Annotated in this window: 14 protein-coding genes; 8 read left to right on the forward strand and 6 right to left on the reverse strand. The window is 45.8% G+C overall.

Annotated elements, in window-relative coordinates; all coding sequences use genetic code 11:
* Nucleotides 1-147 precede the first annotated feature (147 nt).
* The 4 genes from speA to pdxH all read left to right on the forward strand — a co-directional run bounded on the left by speA (nt 148) and on the right by pdxH (nt 4731).
* Nucleotides 148-2061, forward strand: a complete 1914-nt coding sequence (speA, locus tag AC5YBX_RS07215) for a biosynthetic arginine decarboxylase (RefSeq protein WP_494519410.1) — start codon at nt 148-150, stop codon at nt 2059-2061.
* A 96-nt stretch (nt 2062-2157) separates the two neighbouring features.
* Complete coding sequence (locus AC5YBX_RS07220) at nt 2158-3078, forward strand: adenosylmethionine decarboxylase (protein WP_475516542.1); 921 nt, start codon at nt 2158-2160, stop codon at nt 3076-3078.
* A gap of 28 nt (nt 3079-3106) precedes the next feature.
* Nucleotides 3107-4030: an agmatinase gene (gene speB / locus AC5YBX_RS07225; RefSeq protein ID WP_475516543.1), complete on the forward strand. Its 924-nt coding sequence runs from the start codon at nt 3107-3109 to the stop codon at nt 4028-4030.
* A 59-nt stretch (nt 4031-4089) separates the two neighbouring features.
* On the forward strand, nt 4090-4731 hold the full coding sequence (gene pdxH, locus AC5YBX_RS07230; protein ID WP_494524665.1) for a pyridoxamine 5'-phosphate oxidase: 642 nt from the start codon (nt 4090-4092) through the stop codon (nt 4729-4731).
* Nucleotides 4732-4893: 162 nt separating this feature from the next.
* Here the strand turns inward: pdxH and AC5YBX_RS07235 are convergent, their stop codons facing one another.
* Entirely contained in the window at nt 4894-5670 is a 777-nt protein-coding gene (locus AC5YBX_RS07235) for a hypothetical protein (protein ID WP_494519406.1), read from the reverse strand.
* A 232-nt stretch (nt 5671-5902) separates the two neighbouring features.
* On the opposite strand from AC5YBX_RS07235, the gene cysB reads away from it, so the two are divergent.
* The gene (gene cysB, locus AC5YBX_RS07240; protein WP_494519405.1) at nt 5903-6877 is read left to right on the forward strand and encodes an HTH-type transcriptional regulator CysB; all 975 of its coding nucleotides are present in this window, start codon (nt 5903-5905) and stop codon (nt 6875-6877) included.
* Between the two features lie 256 nt (nt 6878-7133).
* On the opposite strand, the gene AC5YBX_RS07245 is transcribed toward cysB, so the two are convergent.
* Nucleotides 7134-8510 (reverse strand): L-serine ammonia-lyase, encoded by a 1377-nt coding sequence (locus tag AC5YBX_RS07245; protein WP_494519404.1) that lies wholly within the window; start codon nt 8508-8510, stop codon nt 7134-7136.
* 354 nt (nt 8511-8864) lie between these two features.
* Here AC5YBX_RS07245 and nagZ point away from each other — a divergent pair, with 354 nt between their 5' ends.
* The 3 genes from nagZ to AC5YBX_RS07260 all read left to right on the forward strand — a co-directional run bounded on the left by nagZ (nt 8865) and on the right by AC5YBX_RS07260 (nt 11350).
* Complete coding sequence (gene nagZ / locus AC5YBX_RS07250) at nt 8865-9878, forward strand: beta-N-acetylhexosaminidase (RefSeq protein WP_494519403.1); 1014 nt, start codon at nt 8865-8867, stop codon at nt 9876-9878.
* A gap of 75 nt (nt 9879-9953) precedes the next feature.
* On the forward strand, nt 9954-10508 hold the full coding sequence (ycfP, locus tag AC5YBX_RS07255; protein ID WP_494519402.1) for an alpha/beta hydrolase YcfP: 555 nt from the start codon (nt 9954-9956) through the stop codon (nt 10506-10508).
* Between the two features lie 572 nt (nt 10509-11080).
* Complete coding sequence (locus tag AC5YBX_RS07260) at nt 11081-11350, forward strand: acylphosphatase (RefSeq protein WP_494519401.1); 270 nt, start codon at nt 11081-11083, stop codon at nt 11348-11350.
* Between the two features lie 158 nt (nt 11351-11508).
* On the opposite strand, the gene AC5YBX_RS07265 is transcribed toward AC5YBX_RS07260, so the two are convergent.
* From AC5YBX_RS07265 to mfd, 4 genes are all read right to left on the reverse strand, one after another.
* Nucleotides 11509-12162: a c-type cytochrome gene (locus AC5YBX_RS07265; RefSeq protein WP_494519400.1), complete on the reverse strand. Its 654-nt coding sequence runs from the start codon at nt 12160-12162 to the stop codon at nt 11509-11511.
* Nucleotides 12163-12167: 5 nt separating this feature from the next.
* On the reverse strand, nt 12168-13481 hold the full coding sequence (locus tag AC5YBX_RS07270; protein WP_494524666.1) for a molybdopterin-dependent oxidoreductase: 1314 nt from the start codon (nt 13479-13481) through the stop codon (nt 12168-12170).
* A gap of 370 nt (nt 13482-13851) precedes the next feature.
* The gene (locus AC5YBX_RS07275; RefSeq protein ID WP_494519398.1) at nt 13852-14874 is read right to left on the reverse strand and encodes a peptidoglycan binding protein CsiV; all 1023 of its coding nucleotides are present in this window, start codon (nt 14872-14874) and stop codon (nt 13852-13854) included.
* On the reverse strand, nt 14867-18349 hold the full coding sequence (mfd, locus tag AC5YBX_RS07280; protein WP_494519397.1) for a transcription-repair coupling factor: 3483 nt from the start codon (nt 18347-18349) through the stop codon (nt 14867-14869). The genes AC5YBX_RS07275 and mfd overlap by 8 nt, the downstream gene beginning before the upstream one ends.
* Nucleotides 18350-18369 lie beyond the last annotated feature (20 nt).

The raw sequence follows: 18369 nt of genomic DNA on the forward strand, positions 1-18369 counted from the left end.
CGGAGTTTTTCTTCGATAGCTGACACTCTAAAATGGTGTTGATGTTGCGGCTTATTTACCCGATATGGTGCGATATTGAGTAACATTAATGTGTTGGTAAGCAAGCTGCTTACTGAATATAAATGTCAATAGACAGGTTGAGAAAATATGAGTAATTGGTCTATTCAAGATGCTTACGCTGGTTATAACGTTAATTACTGGAGCTCTGGGCTCTACGGCATAAGCGAGGCCGGTGAGGTGACGGTATCTCCTGATCCGAATCATCCTGAGTACAGCATTGGGTTAAATGAGTTAGCCAAGGATATGGTTAAGTCAGGTGTGGCTTTACCAGTATTAGTGCGTTTCCCGCAGATCCTTCATCACAGAGTCAATAGTCTGTGTCATGCGTTTAACCAAGCCATTGAACGTTACGAATATCAGTCAGATTATTTGTTAGTTTATCCGATTAAGGTTAATCAGCAACAAACTGTGGTTGAAGAGATCTTAGCTAGCCAAGTCTCAAAGGAAGTGCCGCAATTAGGGCTGGAAGCGGGCAGTAAGCCTGAGTTAATGGCAGTACTGGCCATGGCGCAAAAAGCTAGCTCGGTGATCATCTGCAACGGTTACAAAGATGTCGAATATATTCGTCTGGCGTTAATAGGCGAAAAACTGGGTCACAGCGTCTATATTGTGCTCGAGAAACTCTCTGAACTGAAAGTCGTACTCGAAGAAGCCAAAAAGTTGGGCGTCACACCGCGTTTGGGTTTACGGGTGCGCTTAGCATTCCAAGGCAAAGGCAAGTGGCAAGCCAGTGGTGGAGAAAAATCTAAATTTGGTTTATCTGCGGCGCAAGTGTTAACCGTTATTGACTCATTAAAAGCCAATAATATGTTGGATTGCTTACAGTTGTTACACTTCCACTTAGGTTCGCAAATCGCCAATATTCGCGATATTCGCAGTGGTGTAAGTGAAGCAGGACGCTTTTACTGTGAGCTGCAAAAGCTGGGCGCTAATGTCAAATGTTTCGATGTCGGTGGCGGTCTCGCGGTTGATTATGATGGCACTCGTAGCCAAAGCAGTAATTCAATGAACTACGGCTTGACTGAATATGCCAATAATATTGTTAGTGTGCTTAAAGATATGTGCACCGAGTATGGTCAGCCCATGCCAAGGTTGATTTCTGAGTCTGGCCGCTATTTAACGGCGCACCATGCGGTGTTGATCACCGATGTCATCGGCACAGAAGCCTATAAGTGTGAACAGATTGAGCAGCCGAGTGACGACGCTCCCCAACAACTTAAAAATATGTGGCAATCATGGACAGAAGTGAGCGTACGTGCCGACCAGCGTGCCTTGATTGAAATTTATCATGATGTGCAAAGTGATTTGACTGAAGTTCATTCACTGTTTGCGCTTGGGCAAGTGAGTCTAGCCGACCGAGCCTGGGCCGAACAGATGAATCTGCGTGTTTGCTACGAACTCAAAGGAGTGATGAGCAGTAAATATCGCTTCCATCGCCCAGTGATCGATGAGTTAAATGAGAAGCTAGCCGACAAATTCTTCGTTAACTTTTCACTGTTTCAGTCGCTGCCAGATGCCTGGGGGATCGATCAGGTTTTCCCTGTGATGCCACTAAGTGGCTTAGATAAAGAACCTGAACGCCGCGCGGTGATGTTAGACATCACCTGTGACTCAGATGGCATTGTCGATCAATACGTTGACGGTCAAGGTATTGAAACCACGCTTCCTGTCCCTGCATGGAGCGCTGAAAGCCCCTACCTAATAGGTTTCTTCTTGGTGGGCGCTTATCAAGAGATTTTGGGCGATATGCACAACCTATTTGGCGATACTAATTCTGCCGTTGTGCGCCTGGAAGACAATGGTGTGGTCAATATAGAATCAGTGCTTGCTGGTGATACCGTCGCCGACGTTCTGCGTTACGTTAACCTTGATGCAGTTTCGTTTATGCGTACCTATGAAGAACTGGTCAATCAACACATTGAAGAGGGTGAGCGGGCCAATATTTTAGAAGAGCTGCAGCTAGGTCTAAAAGGCTACACCTATTTGGAAGATTTTTCTTAAGCACATCATCATAATGGTATGCAGCATAAAGCCAGAGATAAACCTATGCTAAAGCTGGCTTTATGCACTTTGATGGATTGTTAGGTAGTTAAGACTATGTTGTTTGAAGGCGCAGAGAAGCGGTTAGAGATGGTGATTGACGATGCCAGTGCATCGCTGCGCGGTTTTACTCGTGAATTTTGGTCATCAGCCTTGGCGAAAGCCGGAGCCGAGATATTGTCGGTGCAGACTAATGCCGACTGTGACGCTTATGTATTGAGTGAGTCGAGCTTATTTGTTTGGCATAACAAACTGCTATTGATCACCTGCGGTAATACCAGTTTAGTCGATACAGCTTTGCATATTGTAAAAAGCATTGGCATTGACCATATTGTCTGGTTTAGCTATCAACGCAAGAGCGAACTGTTTCCTCATCTGCAGGCGACTCGCTTTGAAGAGGATATTGATCGATTAAAGCTGTCTATTGCTGGGCAGGCTTATCGTATTGGTGATCTGGACAGCCACCATCATTATCTTTTTTGTAGCGCATCATCTTCCCACAGACAGTACAGCTGCGCGTTACAGCTTTACCATATAAAGGGTGAGATTGCCGATTATCTGTGTGGGCCGCAGCAGTGTAAAGCCACTATTTTATCCTTATTACAACTGTCTGTTATCTGGCCTGAGTTTACCTTTGATGACTATCTATTTAGCCCCATGGGATATTCGGTTAACGGCATTCATGGGCGCGAATACATTACCCTGCACATTACGCCACAACAACCTAGCTCATATGTCAGCATAGAGACCAATATGAAGGCGGGGCACCGGCTAATGGATGGGTTAAACTCATTAATTACTATTTTTAAACCAAGTAGTTGGGATATGGTAGGTGTTAATGCTCCGTTAAGTCATAACGAGTTTATGGCTTCGCAATTATTGGCGCAAAACCACTTAGCATTAAACGATACCAATACCCTTTATATTAGCCATTACAAACCGCACGTTAGCGAACCGCTAACGGTAGTGAGCTTGTGATCATTAGTTAACAACATATGGAGCAGCCATGACCACGATTGCAGATAAGCCTGACTATTCGCTTTATTCCAATGCATTTGGTTACTTAAGACAACCTCTGGATTTTAAACCACTGCAAAGCGATGCCGATGTGGTGATATTGGGTTTACCGTTTGATATGGCAACCACGGGTCGTTCTGGTGGTCGAATGGGGCCAGGTGCGATTCGTCAAGCCTCGGTTAATCTAGCTTGGGAAGAGCAGCGTTGGCCTTGGGATTTTAAATTAAGCGAACGCCTTAAAATGGTCGATGCCGGCGATCTGGTATACGACTGCGGTGATGCGGCAGATTTTACCCAAAGAGTAGAAGATTTTGCTACGGCCATTATCAGTTCAGGTAAGGCGATGCTGAGCTTTGGTGGGGATCACTTTGTGACCTTACCCTTGTTAAGGGCACACTATAAAAAACACGGTAAAATGGCCTTGTTACATTTTGATGCCCATACTGATACCTATTCTCAGGGCAGCAAGTATGATCATGGCACGATGTTTTACCATGCGCCGAATGAAGGCATTATCGATGCTGCTCATTCGATTCAAATTGGTATTCGCACCGATTTCGATACCAGTAACCATCTATTTAAGGTGATTGATGCCGCGACAGCCAATGATTTAAGTGCCGATGATATTGTGGCGCAAATTAAGTCGCGAGTGGGTGATATGCCACTTTATGTCACCTTCGACATTGACTGCCTCGATCCTGCCTATGCGCCAGGTACCGGCACCCCTGTGTGCGGCGGTTTAACCAGCGATAAAGCGATGAAAATCATTCGTGGCCTGCGCGGAATGAACGTGGTGGGCATGGATGTTGTAGAAGTGGCGCCAGCCTACGATTCGGCGGAGATCACGGCGTTAGCAGGCGCAACGTTAGGACTAGAAATGCTGCATGTGTGGGCTAGTGCGCATAAAAAGTAATTGCCACAGCGCACTTGACGACAGTGCTTTGATCCCATTTAGCAAGGAAAGGTAGAGAGATGTCTAAGATCAGTGATATCAGGCGAGAATATACTTTAGGCGGCTTACATCGCGATGAGCTCCCTGAACACCCGATGGCGTTATTCGAAACCTGGCTAGAGCAAATTCGTGATGCCGAGGTGTTGACCGATCCCACCGCCATGTCTGTTGCCACGGTGGATAAAACGGGGCAACCTTTTCAGCGTATCGTATTGCTTAAACGGTTTGATAATGACGGTTTTGTCTTTTTTACCAATCTTGCGAGTCGTAAGGCGGAGCAGATTGCCCACAACGCTAAAGTGAGTCTGTTGTTTCCATGGCATGCATTAGAGCGACAGGTGGCGGTTACGGGGGGTGCTGAGCAGTTGTCGACTGCAGAGGTGTTAAAGTACTTTATTACTCGCCCCAAAGAGAGCCAGATAGCTGCGTGGGTATCTAAGCAATCGAGTAAAATTTCGGCAAGACAAGCGCTGGAAAGCAAATTTGCGGAAATGAAAGCAAAATTTAGTCAAGGTGAAGTTCCTTTGCCAAAGTTTTGGGGCGGTTATCTAGTGCGTCCATCGAGCATAGAGTTTTGGCAAGGTGGAGAGCATCGTTTACACGATCGCTTTTTATACACTAAACAGGATAAAGGTTGGGAGATTGACCGTCTAGCGCCTTAAGCTGCTTAGTCTTTTTGAGTTAGTCTTTTGAGCTAAGCGACTGACTTAGTCATCTTAGCTACGCTTGCGACTCTCTTTAGTATGAAACTAAAAAATCGCCCATCAACGGGCGATTTTTTTATGAGTAGTATTGATGCGTACGCTGTTAGTTTGTGATCAGCGTTACCATTTTTTCTTCGGTTGGAACAATACATCAATATCATCATCATCGTTTTTAGGCCTTGGAGCGTTAGGCGCTGCTTGCTTCTGTGCCCCCATGATCTCATCGAGTAATATTTTTGCTTCATCGACCTTTTTGGAAATAAAGGGGTCGTTAGGGGTCATGGCTTTTATGGTATGCAAGGTCGCCAGCGCCTTGGTCACCATCTGTTTAGATGAGCCGTACTGTTTCATAAAGCTGGCACTACGGGCGCGCGATAGCATAGAGTCGACATTAATTCTTAATTGTAAATTGTCGATCCGAGCCTCTTCTTGAGCAAAAATGGTGGGATCAATTTTGCCTTTATTATGCTCAGCTCTCAAAATGGCTTTAAGCTTTTTAAGCACTTGCACTAAGGTGAGGATCTGTTTGTCTGTGTCGGGTAAGCGAAAGCTTTCTACCGACGGATTTTGTTTTGTGCCGTTATTTAGCGCTTCGATTTGCGCATTTATGTCTTGTAAGCGACGTTGATAATCCGTTGCCTGATTACCTCCAAGGTTTACTGACAGTGACAACGCCTCTTGAACGCGTTTATAGAGGATAAGCACGATATTGGTAGAGCAGGGAAACATACCTGTGCAAGACAATACGGTTTCAGTTTCATCTATTATGGCTCTCTGTCTGGCTAATTCTGTTCTTCTTTCTGCCTCGGCGCGTTCTTTCTGCTGTTGGATAACATTGATACCGATAACCAGTAGAAGTAATGCACCGATGAGGATCAGAACCAAAGTAAATATCATAGGTCTACCATAATTTATGCAATTCCGTTAATGCTACTATAAATCAACACTCTAGCATAGCTATCTTAGTCTAGCTTTGTGCTAATGTCGTGTGATCTGCCACAACTCTATGCTATATTCTATTTGCTTTAATTTTTTTCGTATACTATAACTAATTCTTATACTTAGGTTCCGATTTTAGGTGGTGTTAAGCCTTGGAGCACAGACTTTGCTATTTGCTAAAGGATAGACGATGAAGCTGCAGCAACTTAGATATATCGCCGAAGTGGTTAATCATAACCTAAATGTTTCTGCCACTGCTGAAAATTTATATACATCGCAGCCAGGGATCAGTAAACAAGTCAGGATGCTCGAGGATGAACTGGGTATTCAAATCTTTGGTCGTAGTGGTAAACACCTCACCCATGTGACACCTGCAGGCTTGCAGGTGATCAGTATTGCTAATGATATTCTTGGTAAAGTAGAGAGTATCAAAAAAGTGGCAGAGGAATACACTAAGCCTGATCAGGGCGAGTTAAATATTGCCACCACAGATACTCAGGCGCGTTACGCCTTACCTAATATTATTCGTGGTTTTATTGATCGCTATCCTAAAGTGAATTTGCATATGCATCAAGGCACGCCCTCGCAGATAAGTGAATTAGCCGCCAGAGGTGATGCTGATTTTGCTATCGCAACTGAAGGGATGCACCTGTATTCAGACTTAATTATGCTGCCCTGTTATCATTGGAATCGCTCAATTGTAGTGCTTAAAGATCATCCATTAGCAACACGGTCAAAGATCAGTATTGAAGATTTAGGCCGCTTTCCATTAGTCACTTATGTCTTTGGTTTCGATAGAGAGTCTGAAATCGAGAAAGCCTTTAATCAGGCGGGTATCGATCCCAGAGTGGTGTTTACTGCTACCAGTGCTGATGTATTAAAAACTTATGTTCGCTTAGGCTTAGGGGTGGGCGTTATCGCCTCTATGGCAATCGATCCTGTGATAGACAAAGATTTGGTGGCTATCGATGCCAGTCATCTTTTTGCCCACAGCACCACTAAAATTGGTTTCAGAAAAGGTAACTTCTTACGTACATATATGTATGAGTTTATAGAACATTTTGCGCCTCACTTGACTAAAGACATCGTGGAGAAGGCGGTGGCATTGCGTGATCCGCAGCTGATTGAAAATTTGTTTGCCGATGTTGAGTTGCCTATACGCTAGTCGTTTGGATCTTACCTGAGATGCTGCGATTATATGCTAGACAACTCCTCATAGCCCGATCGAAAGAGATAATCGATAACAACATATCGTGACATAAACCGATAGAGACAAAAAAACTCGCCAAGGCGAGTTTTTTTGTGAGTCATTATTAGCAAAAAAGCGTTTGACGCTTAGTGCCTTCTTTTTGCTCGTTTATGTTCAAGCTCCATACCCGCGTACGGCTAAGCCTACAGACGACAAAGGCAAAATTATCAGCTTAACACTCTACAATGTTAACCGCTAAACCACCTTTTGCAGTTTCTTTGTATTTACTGCGCATGTCTTTACCTGTATCCATCATGGTCTTAATCACCTTGTCTAATGACACCTTATGGTTACCATCACCGCGCATCGCTAGGCGAGAGGCATTAATAGCCTTAACAGCTCCCATAGCGTTGCGTTCAATACATGGCACTTGCACTAAGCCTCCAACGGGATCGCAGGTTAAACCTAGGTTATGTTCCATGCCAATTTCAGCGGCGTTTTCTACATGTTCTACAGTGCCACCCATGATCTCGGTCAATGCTGCTGCGGCCATAGAGCAGGCTACACCAACCTCTCCCTGACAACCCACTTCGGCGCCAGAAATCGAAGCGTTTTTCTTATATAAAATCCCGATAGCCGCAGCGGTTAATAAGTATTGGCAGCAGATATCGATATCGACTTCCTGAACAAAAGTATCGTAATAACATAATACCGCAGGAATAATGCCCGCCGCGCCGTTAGTGGGGGCGGTCACCACGCGATCGCCCGCCGCATTTTGCTCATTCACGGCTAATGCAAATAGGTCGACCCAGTCGAGTGCCGTTAACGGATCGACAGAGTTTTTTCCTTCGGCTTTAAGGCGACGATAAAGGGCTGGGGCACGGCGACGTAATTTGAGGCCGCCAGGCAAAATACCTTCTTTTTGATAGCCGCGTTCAACGCAAGTTTTCATGGTTTGCCAGATATGCCATAAGCGCTGTTTAATTTCTTGCTCTTCACCCACCGAGCGCTCATTTGCCATCATCAGTGCTGATATGCTTAAACCGTTATCGACACACATGCTGAGTAATTCAGTGGCACTATTAAAATCGTAAGGAGCAGCCTCTATAGGCGCTGCTGGAGAGGCGTTTTTAGCTAAAATTTCATCTTCATCGAGAATAAAACCGCCACCCACAGAATAATAAGTACGCTGATAGATACACAGTCCTTTTTCATAGGCATATAGCGTCATCGCATTGGCATGGGCGGGTAAACTCTTACGTCTGTGGTAGGTAATGCCATGCTCGCGGCTGAAGCGAACCACTTTTTGATTTGGCATGTTCAATGATTGAGTGTCGTTAACATGAGCTAAAATGTCATCGATAGCATCGGTGTCGACGGTTTCGGGATCTTCACCCATTAGTCCTAAAATAACGGCTTTACCTGTACCGTGGCCTTTACCTGTTTGTCCAAGCGACCCAAAGAGTTCAGATCTTAGCTCATCGGTTGCTGCCAAATGACCATGCTTTTCTAAATCTTTGATAAAGATATTACCGGCTTTCATCGGCCCCACAGTATGTGAGCTCGATGGTCCAATACCAATTTTAAACATGTCAAATACGCTAATCATTTATAAAACCCTGCTTTTGTTCATGGTGATCGTTATTCAATCTTATAATTTTAGGTCTATACATCAGTTTATGCTGACCAAACCTGTGAAAATGTTGTGCTAAGTGTGTCAGCAAATTAAGATTGATAAAGTAGCAGTATCCCATACTTTTGCACTATATTTCGCATTAGTTATTTTTGGGGAAGGGTGTTCGGATTAGGCATATTATGTATATGTATCTTGCAGCGTGAAGCAATTTTAATCAATTGAATCCATTTCTTTTAAGATACATATATTTATCGTTAATCGATATTTTTTGATTTATATATTACAGTACAGATAGCCTTGGTGTTAACCATGTTTTAGGGAGATAAAGTGAGCTATTTAATGATGGATCTGCTGTCGACAACCTTGTCTGAACAGGAGAATACCCAGTTACAGCATCCTATGGTCGGCGGGATAATTTTATTTAGCCGTAATTATCATGACCGGGCACAGTTATGTGAGCTGGTGGCCTCTATCCGAGCACTACAGCCCGATCTGTTAATTGCCGTTGACCATGAAGGTGGACGAGTACAACGCTTTATCGATGGTTTTAGCCGCATTCCTGCCATGGGCGACATCTTGCCAAAAGCCAATGGCGATATTGAGCAGGCTAGGCTGTGGGCTCGCGAGCTGGGTTTTTTAATGGCAGTAGAGCTATTGAGCTGTGATATTGACTTAAGCTTCGCGCCAGTGCTTGACCTTAATCGGATAAGTCAAGTGATCGGCACGCGTGCCTTTAGTGGCCACCCCCAAGAAGTGATCAGCTTAGCCGATGCCTTTATTGAGGGGATGAGCAGCGCAGGTATGGCTGCGGTAGGTAAACATTTTCCCGGACATGGTAGTGTCGCTGCAGACTCTCACATCGCCCAACCGGTGGACTCAAGATCAGAGCAAGAGATTAGACAGCTCGATATGCTGCCCTTTAAGCAGCTCATTGCCGAGCAACGATTGCAGGGGATTATGCCTGCCCACGTGATTTACGATAGCGTCGATCCTAATCCCGCCGGTTTTTCTCATTACTGGTTACAAGAAGTACTGCGTAGCGAGTTACAGTTTAATGGGGTGATCTTTTCTGATGATCTTGGCATGAAAGGGGCGGGGGTGGTCGGGGGGTATCGGCAGCGTGCCAAAGCCGCACTCGATGCGGGATGCGATATGATTTTAGTATGTAACGATAACCTAGGCGTCACCGAGTTGCTCAGCGATTTTAGTTGGCCAACTTGCTCGCCTAAGGCATCGGTTTCGCAATTACGCGCCGATCCGGTGCAAGTTGCGATCGCACTTCAAGATGAGGTTCGTTGGCATAAGGCTAAATTGCTAGCCGAGCAAATCGTATTGAACTAACTTTGATACAGCGCAAATAGTAGCAGTAGTAAGTTAGCTAAAGTTAATGTTCAATCTTTATCAATAGGTGACAGGATGATCCTCTATTTTCACGGCTTCGATGCAACCAGTCCGGGTAATCACGAAAAAATGCGTCAATTACAGTTTATTGATAATGATGTGCGTTTGGTCAGTTATAGTACTCTACATCCTAAGCATGATATGCAACACTTGTTACATGAAGTGAATCGCCAGTTACAAGTGTGTGACGATCCGCATCCTATTGCCATTGGTGTCGGCTTGGGTGCATATTGGGCTGAACGTATTGGCTTTTTAAATGGCATTAAAACGGTATTGATTAATCCCAATATTCATCCAGAAATTACCATGGTGGGAAAAATCGATCGCCCTGAGGAGTACGCTGATATCGCCAATAAGTGTGTGAGTCAATTTCGCGCTAAGCATCGTGGTAATGGTTTGTGTATTTTATCGCGCCATGATGAAGTGAATGATAACCAAGCAGTGGCCGCGGCGTTAAGCCCTTATTATGAAGTGTTGTGGGATGAAGAACAGCGCCACAAATTTGCCTCACTATCGGCTCACCTTGCGCGTATTAGTGATTTTAAGTTAGCTCCACCCGATTTTGGCTGAGCTTCATTTCGCTGAGCAACTTGGTTGCTCAGCGAAATGAATGTCATCTTATTTTTAATATGTGTTGGCTGAGTCATTTGGCTCTGGCAACGTCTTGCCTTAGAACATGGTTTTATTCAAGTTCATTTTAGTGCGACGTTTGCTCGGTATTTTTAACCTCCGTTTTTAAATCTTTCTTTTCCTCCTTAGTCATTAACCATTTAACTGTAGTGGTCAACTTTTTTGGCTACTGTTTACTCCAGCTTTCTTCATCAGTGGTTGATTGTTTTTTATCGGTAAGATGAGCGAAGCGTGTATTTAACATAGTTCAGGCTAAAATTTACGCTTATTAGTATATTTTCTTTATCTGGATATAGCGTTAATCACAGCTTTTGTGATACAAATTGATACATATTATTCTGTTTTGGGTTTAATCGCCCGTTCCTGTTTGCGTATGTCGCCCGATGCAGCTAACCACTTTATAAGTTAGCTGTTTTTTTTGCCTAAATTTTGCCCATCTTGAAACTTTAGGTTATCTTCAAAGGGGCAAGTGAGATTATATTTAACTGTCGGGTTGAGCAAATGAGGCATAAATGAAACGGGTATTACTGACGATATCGGGTAAAGTCCAAGGTGTTTGTTTTAGGCGCTATAGCCTGCAAAAAGCTAATGAATTTGGGCTGACTGGTTATGTGAAAAACCTCGATAATGGCGACGTTGCCGTGTTATTACAGGGAGGCAGTAATGCTGTCGATCGATTTATCGCTTGGAGTCATCAAGGGGCACCTCAATCTCTTGTTCAAGATGTGTTAGTGGAAGAAGATGAGGCTGATGATATCTACCTCGACTTTTCGATACATTGAGGCCGATGGGCTTTGCTTTGTGATCAAGCTCTATATGTTCGAGCCTTTAAAATAGATCAATACTTGTGTACAGAGCCCCCATGATCCAAAGAGAAGGTAGCAAGTTCACAGGTTAGTGATCTATTGAAACACTTTTGCGCAAAAGACTAACTCATCGATTACAAGCCATAATAGGTAGAGAGATAGACTAAAATAGCCTCGCGATCTTCAGCATTTAACTCATCCATTCCCTGCTCATCGATCATCCACTGCAACGTTTCATCCCAGCTTGCTTTGCTTAATCCTTGTTGTGCTACGAGGTGCAGCGAGTGACAAGCGGAGCAAACCGCAGCGACGAGATCCATGTTCTCTCCAGGTGTCAAAATACCATCTCCGGCTGATTTGACTGGTGAGCCAGATGCTTGCGTGGTCCAATTTGGCGGCACAGGGTTTTTAGTTGCTAGCCACGCTATGATTGCTGCGCGGGCACCAGGGTCTGTTACACCTGGAAATACCATCTTGGTACCGAGCGCAAATTCACTGGGTGACGCCAAAAACGCATCGAGCTTTGGCGCATTCCACTTTCCCTTAATTTGCTTTAAAGCATCACTGTAATTAAAGCCGTCGAAACTGGCGATGTTCCTGTCAGCCAAGCCCCATAACGGTGGCCCTATGACCTCGACACCGTTGGGAGAAAATTGATGGCATGATTTGCAAACCATAGCTTGTTGTTCACCGGCTAAAATCAACGCATCGTTTGCTGAAAGTGGTAAGCTAATCAACAAGTAAAATGAGAGCGGGAAAACCCGCTCAAATAGTTTTCTTTTATTCATTGCTATCAACCTTTAACCACTAATGCCACACGGTGAAAGGTATTATTAAGGTAGCCTTTCGGATTCCAAGCAATGGCAAATGGCTGGCTGATCCCATGATCATCGACAGCTTTAGCCCATACTTCATAGTATCCTGGTTGAGGGAACTTCACTTTAGTATTAAAAGTTTGCCAAGCACCTTCATTTGCTGGTGCGGCAAGTGAGGCATTGGTCCAAGTTGCGCCAAAGTCGATAGAAATTTGTACTTTATCAACCTTGCGATCGCCAGACCAAGCATGACCGCGCACTAAGACTTCGCTACCATAAACCTCGGTATTGGTTTGTGGCGAGGTGATCAGTGATTTGACTGGCATACGTTCGATAATCTCGAAATCTTCATTAGCGACTTTTTCACCCGGTGCAACAGGGTGATTAGGTACACGGTAAGCGGTACCGGTCATTTTAGGACCATCATGTATCTGATCTCTAATTTGAATACGTGTCAGCCACTTTTGTGAGCACGAGCCCGGCCAACCAGGCACGACTAAGCGAAGAGGTGCACCATTCATCGGGTGAAGTGGTTTTCCGTTTTGTTCAAAGGCGATAAGGTTTTCATTGCCCATGGCTTTTGTTATGGGGAGGCCCCGGGAGATGGGGAGTTTTCCCTCATCGCCAGAGAGGTGCTTATCGGCGCCGTAGTGAGCCGTATAAACTGCGCCATCCTTAACTCCAGCAGCCTTAAGCACATCAGCGAGTCGCACACCTGTCCAACTCGAACATGCTACTGCCCCGTATGTCCATTGATTACCTTTGGCTTTGGGTTCAAAGAAAGCACGGCCATTACCACCACACTCCACTAATAGCTGTTGTTCTACTACATCGAAATTCTGCTTGAGATCATTGATGCTGAGTGTCAAAGGCTTATCGACCAATCCATTAATGGTTAAGGTCCAGCGTTCGGCGTTGACCGCAGTCGGTGGAATACCGTTGTTGCGAATAAAATGGCGTGAGGTTGGGGTGATGTCGTCATTCAACAGGTGAGGTGGCGTCTCTGCGTTCATCGGCCTGTCGTTGAGTACTGTCAGACCCTCTTTTCCTTCAATCACTACATCATCGAGGCCTTCTGCAAACGCCGCAGGGATCATACCTGCTGGCATGTTGCGATGAAAGGGGATAGCTCCTCCCAGTACTGCCGCCATCGTCGCCAGACCTGCTCCTTTCAAAAAACCGCGGCGGTCGGGATAGCTGACTCTACCGAAGATTTTTTCATCGGCTGATTCAGGATTTTTCGCGTAATACTCGAAGATACCTTTGCGCTTTTTTTGCTTTCTGTCATCCATATTAAGGTTCCTTTTTAGTCAACGTCTAAGCGGCACGCGTTTATTGAAAGTCAGACGAGTCGGTCTCAATAAAGTACGATTCAATGATGCTGCTAATCTGTAATATTAGTTGACTATATGGCCTTAACAAGATTGATTGCTAAAAATGTTTTAGTAAAACGGCAATGGATATTTGCCGAAAAGAGTGGAGTCTTTAATTGTTTGATGGCTACGCATTCGGTCTGATAAAAGAGGGAGTTGCGGCAGTGAAAACCTTTTTTGTATGAATATGGCCGAAGGTGATACCCATTGCATTGCTATCATGATGTAACAGTTTGCTGCAAGAGTGTAGATAACGCTAACTACTAGCGTTATCTATCAAAGTCTTACTTTAATACGATAAAGTCTGATGAACACTGTTACTTGCTTGTTCTAGGGTATCTTTTGCTGGCATTGGCGAGGTGGTATCGAGCATTACCCCCAGCTGTTTTAAGGTATCAGCGCTGATCTCGCTCGGGTGAGTCATTTTTCTGATTTGTAAAATAATGCCCATATTGGGGTGATCAAAGTAATGAATTTCATCACTTTTAACACGTCTATTTTGCGCCATCCAGATCTTAAATAGATAGGGGACCTTGGTACCAGCGTTATTGGCGAGCAGGCCGTCAGCGGTTTGTGCTGGCAATACTTTGGTGCCTTCTTCGCGAAGCGTTAGCGCGGTTTCAACATATAGGTAATGGTTAAGATAGATATTGATCTTTCCATCGAGTTGCCACAATGGCGCAGGAGTGGTGGTTGGATTGAGGCCAAGATCGAAATTAAATTCAGGGATCTCACTTGGTGCCATCTGCTGGGATATCGACATGCCATCGGGATAATAACGGCCTGAAAAGTCTTCACCAGCAAACAAACGAACAGGGGTAGCTAAATGGCGCGGCAGCATCGACTGTTGCCAGGTCATGTGCAGTAAACCGCGATGGCCTGACTCTCGATTGAGCTTCTTGATGATGTCGCCAAATTGCGCCTGAGATTCAGCCAGTAATACCGTTGACTGGCCCACTTTGGCATACTGAGGTGTGCTGGCGGCGACCGTCATCGGGATGCGACTGGGATGACTGACTTGGCTCGATTTAAGTTGCTGATCACATCTATTGGCATCGTCGATCCACTCTTGGGCGCTGCAGCCTTCAAGCCCAAGGCTCGCACCGGTAATATTGGTACTAAACAGTGGCGTTATCATGTCTATAGGCGCGCGTTTATTGATATTGGCCGGGTTTTTAACCATCTCTTCAAATGGCGTGCCTTGGCGCTCAAATAGGTAAATCTCTACTTCAAACCAGCGCTCATCGGCGGCCAATACTGAACTGGAAAGGGTGAGCAGTGTGGTGACCAATAATAGACTTTGTTTAAGCACGTGGTTCTCCAAGGCGGTGTTGCATCAGTTGCGAGATCAGCAATGACAGTAAGGCTAATCGCTCTTTATCGGTTTCTGTTGGCATGATGAATTTTAACTTACTTGGTCCATCCATACGATAATTTTGTGGTTGGCTCTGCAGCAGGCCGATGATAAAGCCCGGGTCAACAATATGATCGTCTCTAAATTCAAGGCTGCCGCCTTTGGCGTGCATCTCGATTTTTGCGATACCAAGGGTCGTGGCTTGATGTTTATAAAGGGTCAGCTCGAGTAAGTTTTTGGCGGGTTGTGGCAGCAGACCAAAGCGGTCGATCAGTTCCACTTTTAACTCATCGAGGGCGTTTTCATTACTGCAGTTGGCAATGCGCTTATACAGCGATAAGCGAATATTGACATCATGCACATAATCTTCAGGCAGCAGGGCTGGTATGCGTAGGTCGACCTCACACTGGCCTCTAAGCATCTGCTCTAGTGACGGCTCTTTGCCCTCTTTAAGCGACTTGACGGCATCTTCTAACATTTCCATGTAGAGGGTAAAGCCAATTTTAGATATGTGGCCGCTCTGTTCATCGCCCAGTAGTTCTCCTGCGCCGCGGATCTCTAAGTCTTGGGTGGCGAGCATAAAGCCTGCGCCGAGATCTTCCAGTGCGCCAATGGCTTCAAGCCGTTTTCTGGCATCTTTGGTCATGCGTTTGGGGTGCGGTGTCATCAAATAAGCATAGGCTTGATGGTGCGAACGTCCCACACGGCCCCGCAGTTGATGCAACTGTGCCAAGCCAAAATGATCGGCGCGCTCAATCACAATGGTGTTCGCGCTGGGCACATCGATACCGGTTTCGATAATCGTGGTGCACACTAGCACGTTGTATTTTTGGTGATAAAAGTCAGACATGACTTTTTCGAGTTCACGCTCGCGCATCTGACCATGGGCGGTGATCACCCGAGCTTCTGGCAACAGGAGTTCTAATTCTCGCGCGCGCTTTTCAATCGTTTCGACATTGTTATGCAGAAAATAGACCTGACCCCCACGCAAGATCTCACGCAGTAGCGCTTCGCGCACAGTTGCTTCATCGTATTCACGCACAAAGGTTTTTACTGCTAAGCGCTTAGCTGGCGGGGTGGCGATAATCGACAGATCTCGCATGCCCGACATGGCCATATTCAGGGTGCGGGGGATGGGCGTAGCGGTTAGGGTAAGAATATCGATATTGGCCCTAAGGGCTTTGATTTTTTCTTTTTGTCTTACACCAAAACGGTGCTCTTCATCGATGATGAGCAGGCCTAAATTGTCAAATTTAGCATCGGTTTGCAGCAACTTATGGGTGCCAATGACGATATCCACTTGGCCATTGCTCAGTTGCTCGAGAATGGCCTGTTGCTCTTTGACCGTTTTAAAGCGCGATAGCACTTCAATTTTAATCGGCCAATCGGCAAACCTGTCTTTAAAGTTTTCGTAATGTTGCTGGGCAAGCAGGGTGGTGGGTACCAGTATGGCAACCTGCTTGTTGTCATTCACGGCGACAAAGGCGGCGCGCATGGCGACTTCGGTTTTACCAAAGCCAACATCACCACACACCAAGCGGTCCATAGAGATAGGCGAGCACATATCGTTGAGTACCGCTTCGATAGCCGTTTCTTGGTCGACGGTCTCCTCAAACGGAAAACTGCCAGCAAACTGTGCATACTCTTCTTTGTCGAGTTTACAGGCGGTGCCGGGCCTAGCTTGGCGTCTGGCGTAAACATCTAATAGCTCGGCGGCCACATCGCGGATTTTTTCGATAGCCTTGCGTTTTGCCTTGGTCCAGCTTTCGTTACCTAGCTTATTAAGGTGAGCCTCATCATCGGGGCCGACGCTGTAGCGGCTAATCAGATTGAGTGACGCCACAGGCACATAAAGTTTATCGCCACCCGCGTACTCGAGTTTTAGGTACTCTGCAACTAAGCCGCCGGTGTCTAAGGTTTCGAGGCCTTGATACAAGGCCACACCATGATCTAAGTGCACTATGGGTTGGCCAACTTTGAGTTCGGCTAAATCTTTAATCAGTGCATCGCTGCTAATTTGGCGCTGTTTATCGCGGCGGCGTTGCTGTGAAATCCGTTGGCCAAACAGCTCAGTTTCGCATACCAATGCCCAGCGTTTATCTTTTTTGTCGCTAATAATCGCGCCCTGAGACAAGGGTGAGACAATCAAGCCAAAGGCAACAGGTTGGTTGACATATTCATAAAAATGCTCAAACAGCGTGGGCTTGATGTTTATTTTGGCCAGCAGTTCTAGTAAGGCTTCTCGGCGTCCTTCAGATTCAGCACAAAACAGTATCGGCATGCCCGATTGCACATATTGCTGCAGCGCCAATAGTGGTTGCTTTAATTTATGGTTGGAGGCGATATCGGGTAAGGCTTCAACCTTGGCAGCAATACTGGTGCCTTGATAATCAGTGCCTTTACATAAAATGCGGGGCAGACGTTTGAAGGCTTCAAAAACTTGCTCTGTTAACAGGTATAAGTCTTTAGGCGGCAGTAGTGGCCTTAAAGGATCGACACGGCGATTTTCATAGCGCTGGCTGACCTCATTTAAATGGGTCTTGGCGGCGGTATCTAAGTCACCAATGCCCACTAATTGGGTATGCTCTGGCAGATAATCAAACAGTGTGGCCGTTTCATCGAAAAATAGCGGTAAATAGCTTTCAATGCCTGCGGGCATCACTTTTCGGCTGACCATTTGGTAAACCGATTCGGGCTCTTTAACCACAACCTCAAATTGACGGCGATAGCGCTGACGAAACCCTTCGATAGCGGCATCATCGGTGGGAAACTCTTTGGCTGGCAATAGTCGAATGGCGTCAATTTCACCGCTGGAGCGTTGGGTCTCTGGGTCAAATTGGCGAATAGACTCTACTTCGTCGTCAAACAGTTCGATACGGTAAGGGTGGTTCGATCCCATAGGGAAGATATCGATAATAGAGCCGCGCACTGCAAATTCGCCGTGTTCGTAGACCTGTTCGACCAGTTGATAGCCAGTGTTTACCAACTGTTGACGCACCTGTTGCAGCTGATACGTATCGCCTTTATTGAGCAATAGCACGTTACCGGTTAAAAACGACTGCGGCGGTAATCGCACCATCAGGGTGCTAATGGGCACAATCACCACACTCTTCTTCGCGCTGGGTATACGTGACAGCGTTTCTAGGCGTTGGGAAACCAAATCTTGATGGGGTGAAAAGCTGTCGTAAGGCAAGGTTTCGCGGTCGGGAAACAGCAACACAGGTATCGATTTCGCGCCCAGTAAATAGTGAAGCTCAGTGTCGAGTTGCAAGGCGCTGGGCGTATCGTGAGTGACCACTAAGGTTAAGCCATCATGGGCATCACAAATATTGGCTAGTGTGATGGCCTGAGCGGCGCCATGCAAGTGGCTCAGTGTTTGCGGCGTTTTAACCCCTTTGACTTTCGGGGGTGTTAAGACTGAAAAAGCATTCATTGGGATGAGACTAGTGGCCA

It is taken from the genome of Shewanella sp. 492 (assembly GCF_059338445.1).

What these genes read in the sequence shown, in the direction of transcription:
- speA (WP_494519410.1), top strand. Translation starts at nt 148, where the DNA reads ATGAGTAATTGGTCTATTCAAGATGCTTACGCTGGTTATAACGTTAAT.
- AC5YBX_RS07220 (WP_475516542.1), top strand. Translation starts at nt 2,158, where the DNA reads ATGTTGTTTGAAGGCGCAGAGAAGCGGTTAGAGATGGTGATTGACGAT.
- speB (WP_475516543.1), top strand. Translation starts at nt 3,107, where the DNA reads ATGACCACGATTGCAGATAAGCCTGACTATTCGCTTTATTCCAATGCA.
- pdxH (WP_494524665.1), top strand. Translation starts at nt 4,090, where the DNA reads ATGTCTAAGATCAGTGATATCAGGCGAGAATATACTTTAGGCGGCTTA.
- AC5YBX_RS07235 (WP_494519406.1), bottom strand. Translation starts at nt 5,670, where the DNA reads ATGATATTTACTTTGGTTCTGATCCTCATCGGTGCATTACTTCTACTG.
- cysB (WP_494519405.1), top strand. Translation starts at nt 5,903, where the DNA reads ATGAAGCTGCAGCAACTTAGATATATCGCCGAAGTGGTTAATCATAAC.
- AC5YBX_RS07245 (WP_494519404.1), bottom strand. Translation starts at nt 8,510, where the DNA reads ATGATTAGCGTATTTGACATGTTTAAAATTGGTATTGGACCATCGAGC.
- ycfP (WP_494519402.1), top strand. Translation starts at nt 9,954, where the DNA reads ATGATCCTCTATTTTCACGGCTTCGATGCAACCAGTCCGGGTAATCAC.
- AC5YBX_RS07260 (WP_494519401.1), top strand. Translation starts at nt 11,081, where the DNA reads ATGAAACGGGTATTACTGACGATATCGGGTAAAGTCCAAGGTGTTTGT.
- AC5YBX_RS07265 (WP_494519400.1), bottom strand. Translation starts at nt 12,162, where the DNA reads ATGAATAAAAGAAAACTATTTGAGCGGGTTTTCCCGCTCTCATTTTAC.
- AC5YBX_RS07270 (WP_494524666.1), bottom strand. Translation starts at nt 13,481, where the DNA reads ATGGATGACAGAAAGCAAAAAAAGCGCAAAGGTATCTTCGAGTATTAC.
- mfd (WP_494519397.1), bottom strand. Translation starts at nt 18,349, where the DNA reads ATGAATGCTTTTTCAGTCTTAACACCCCCGAAAGTCAAAGGGGTTAAA.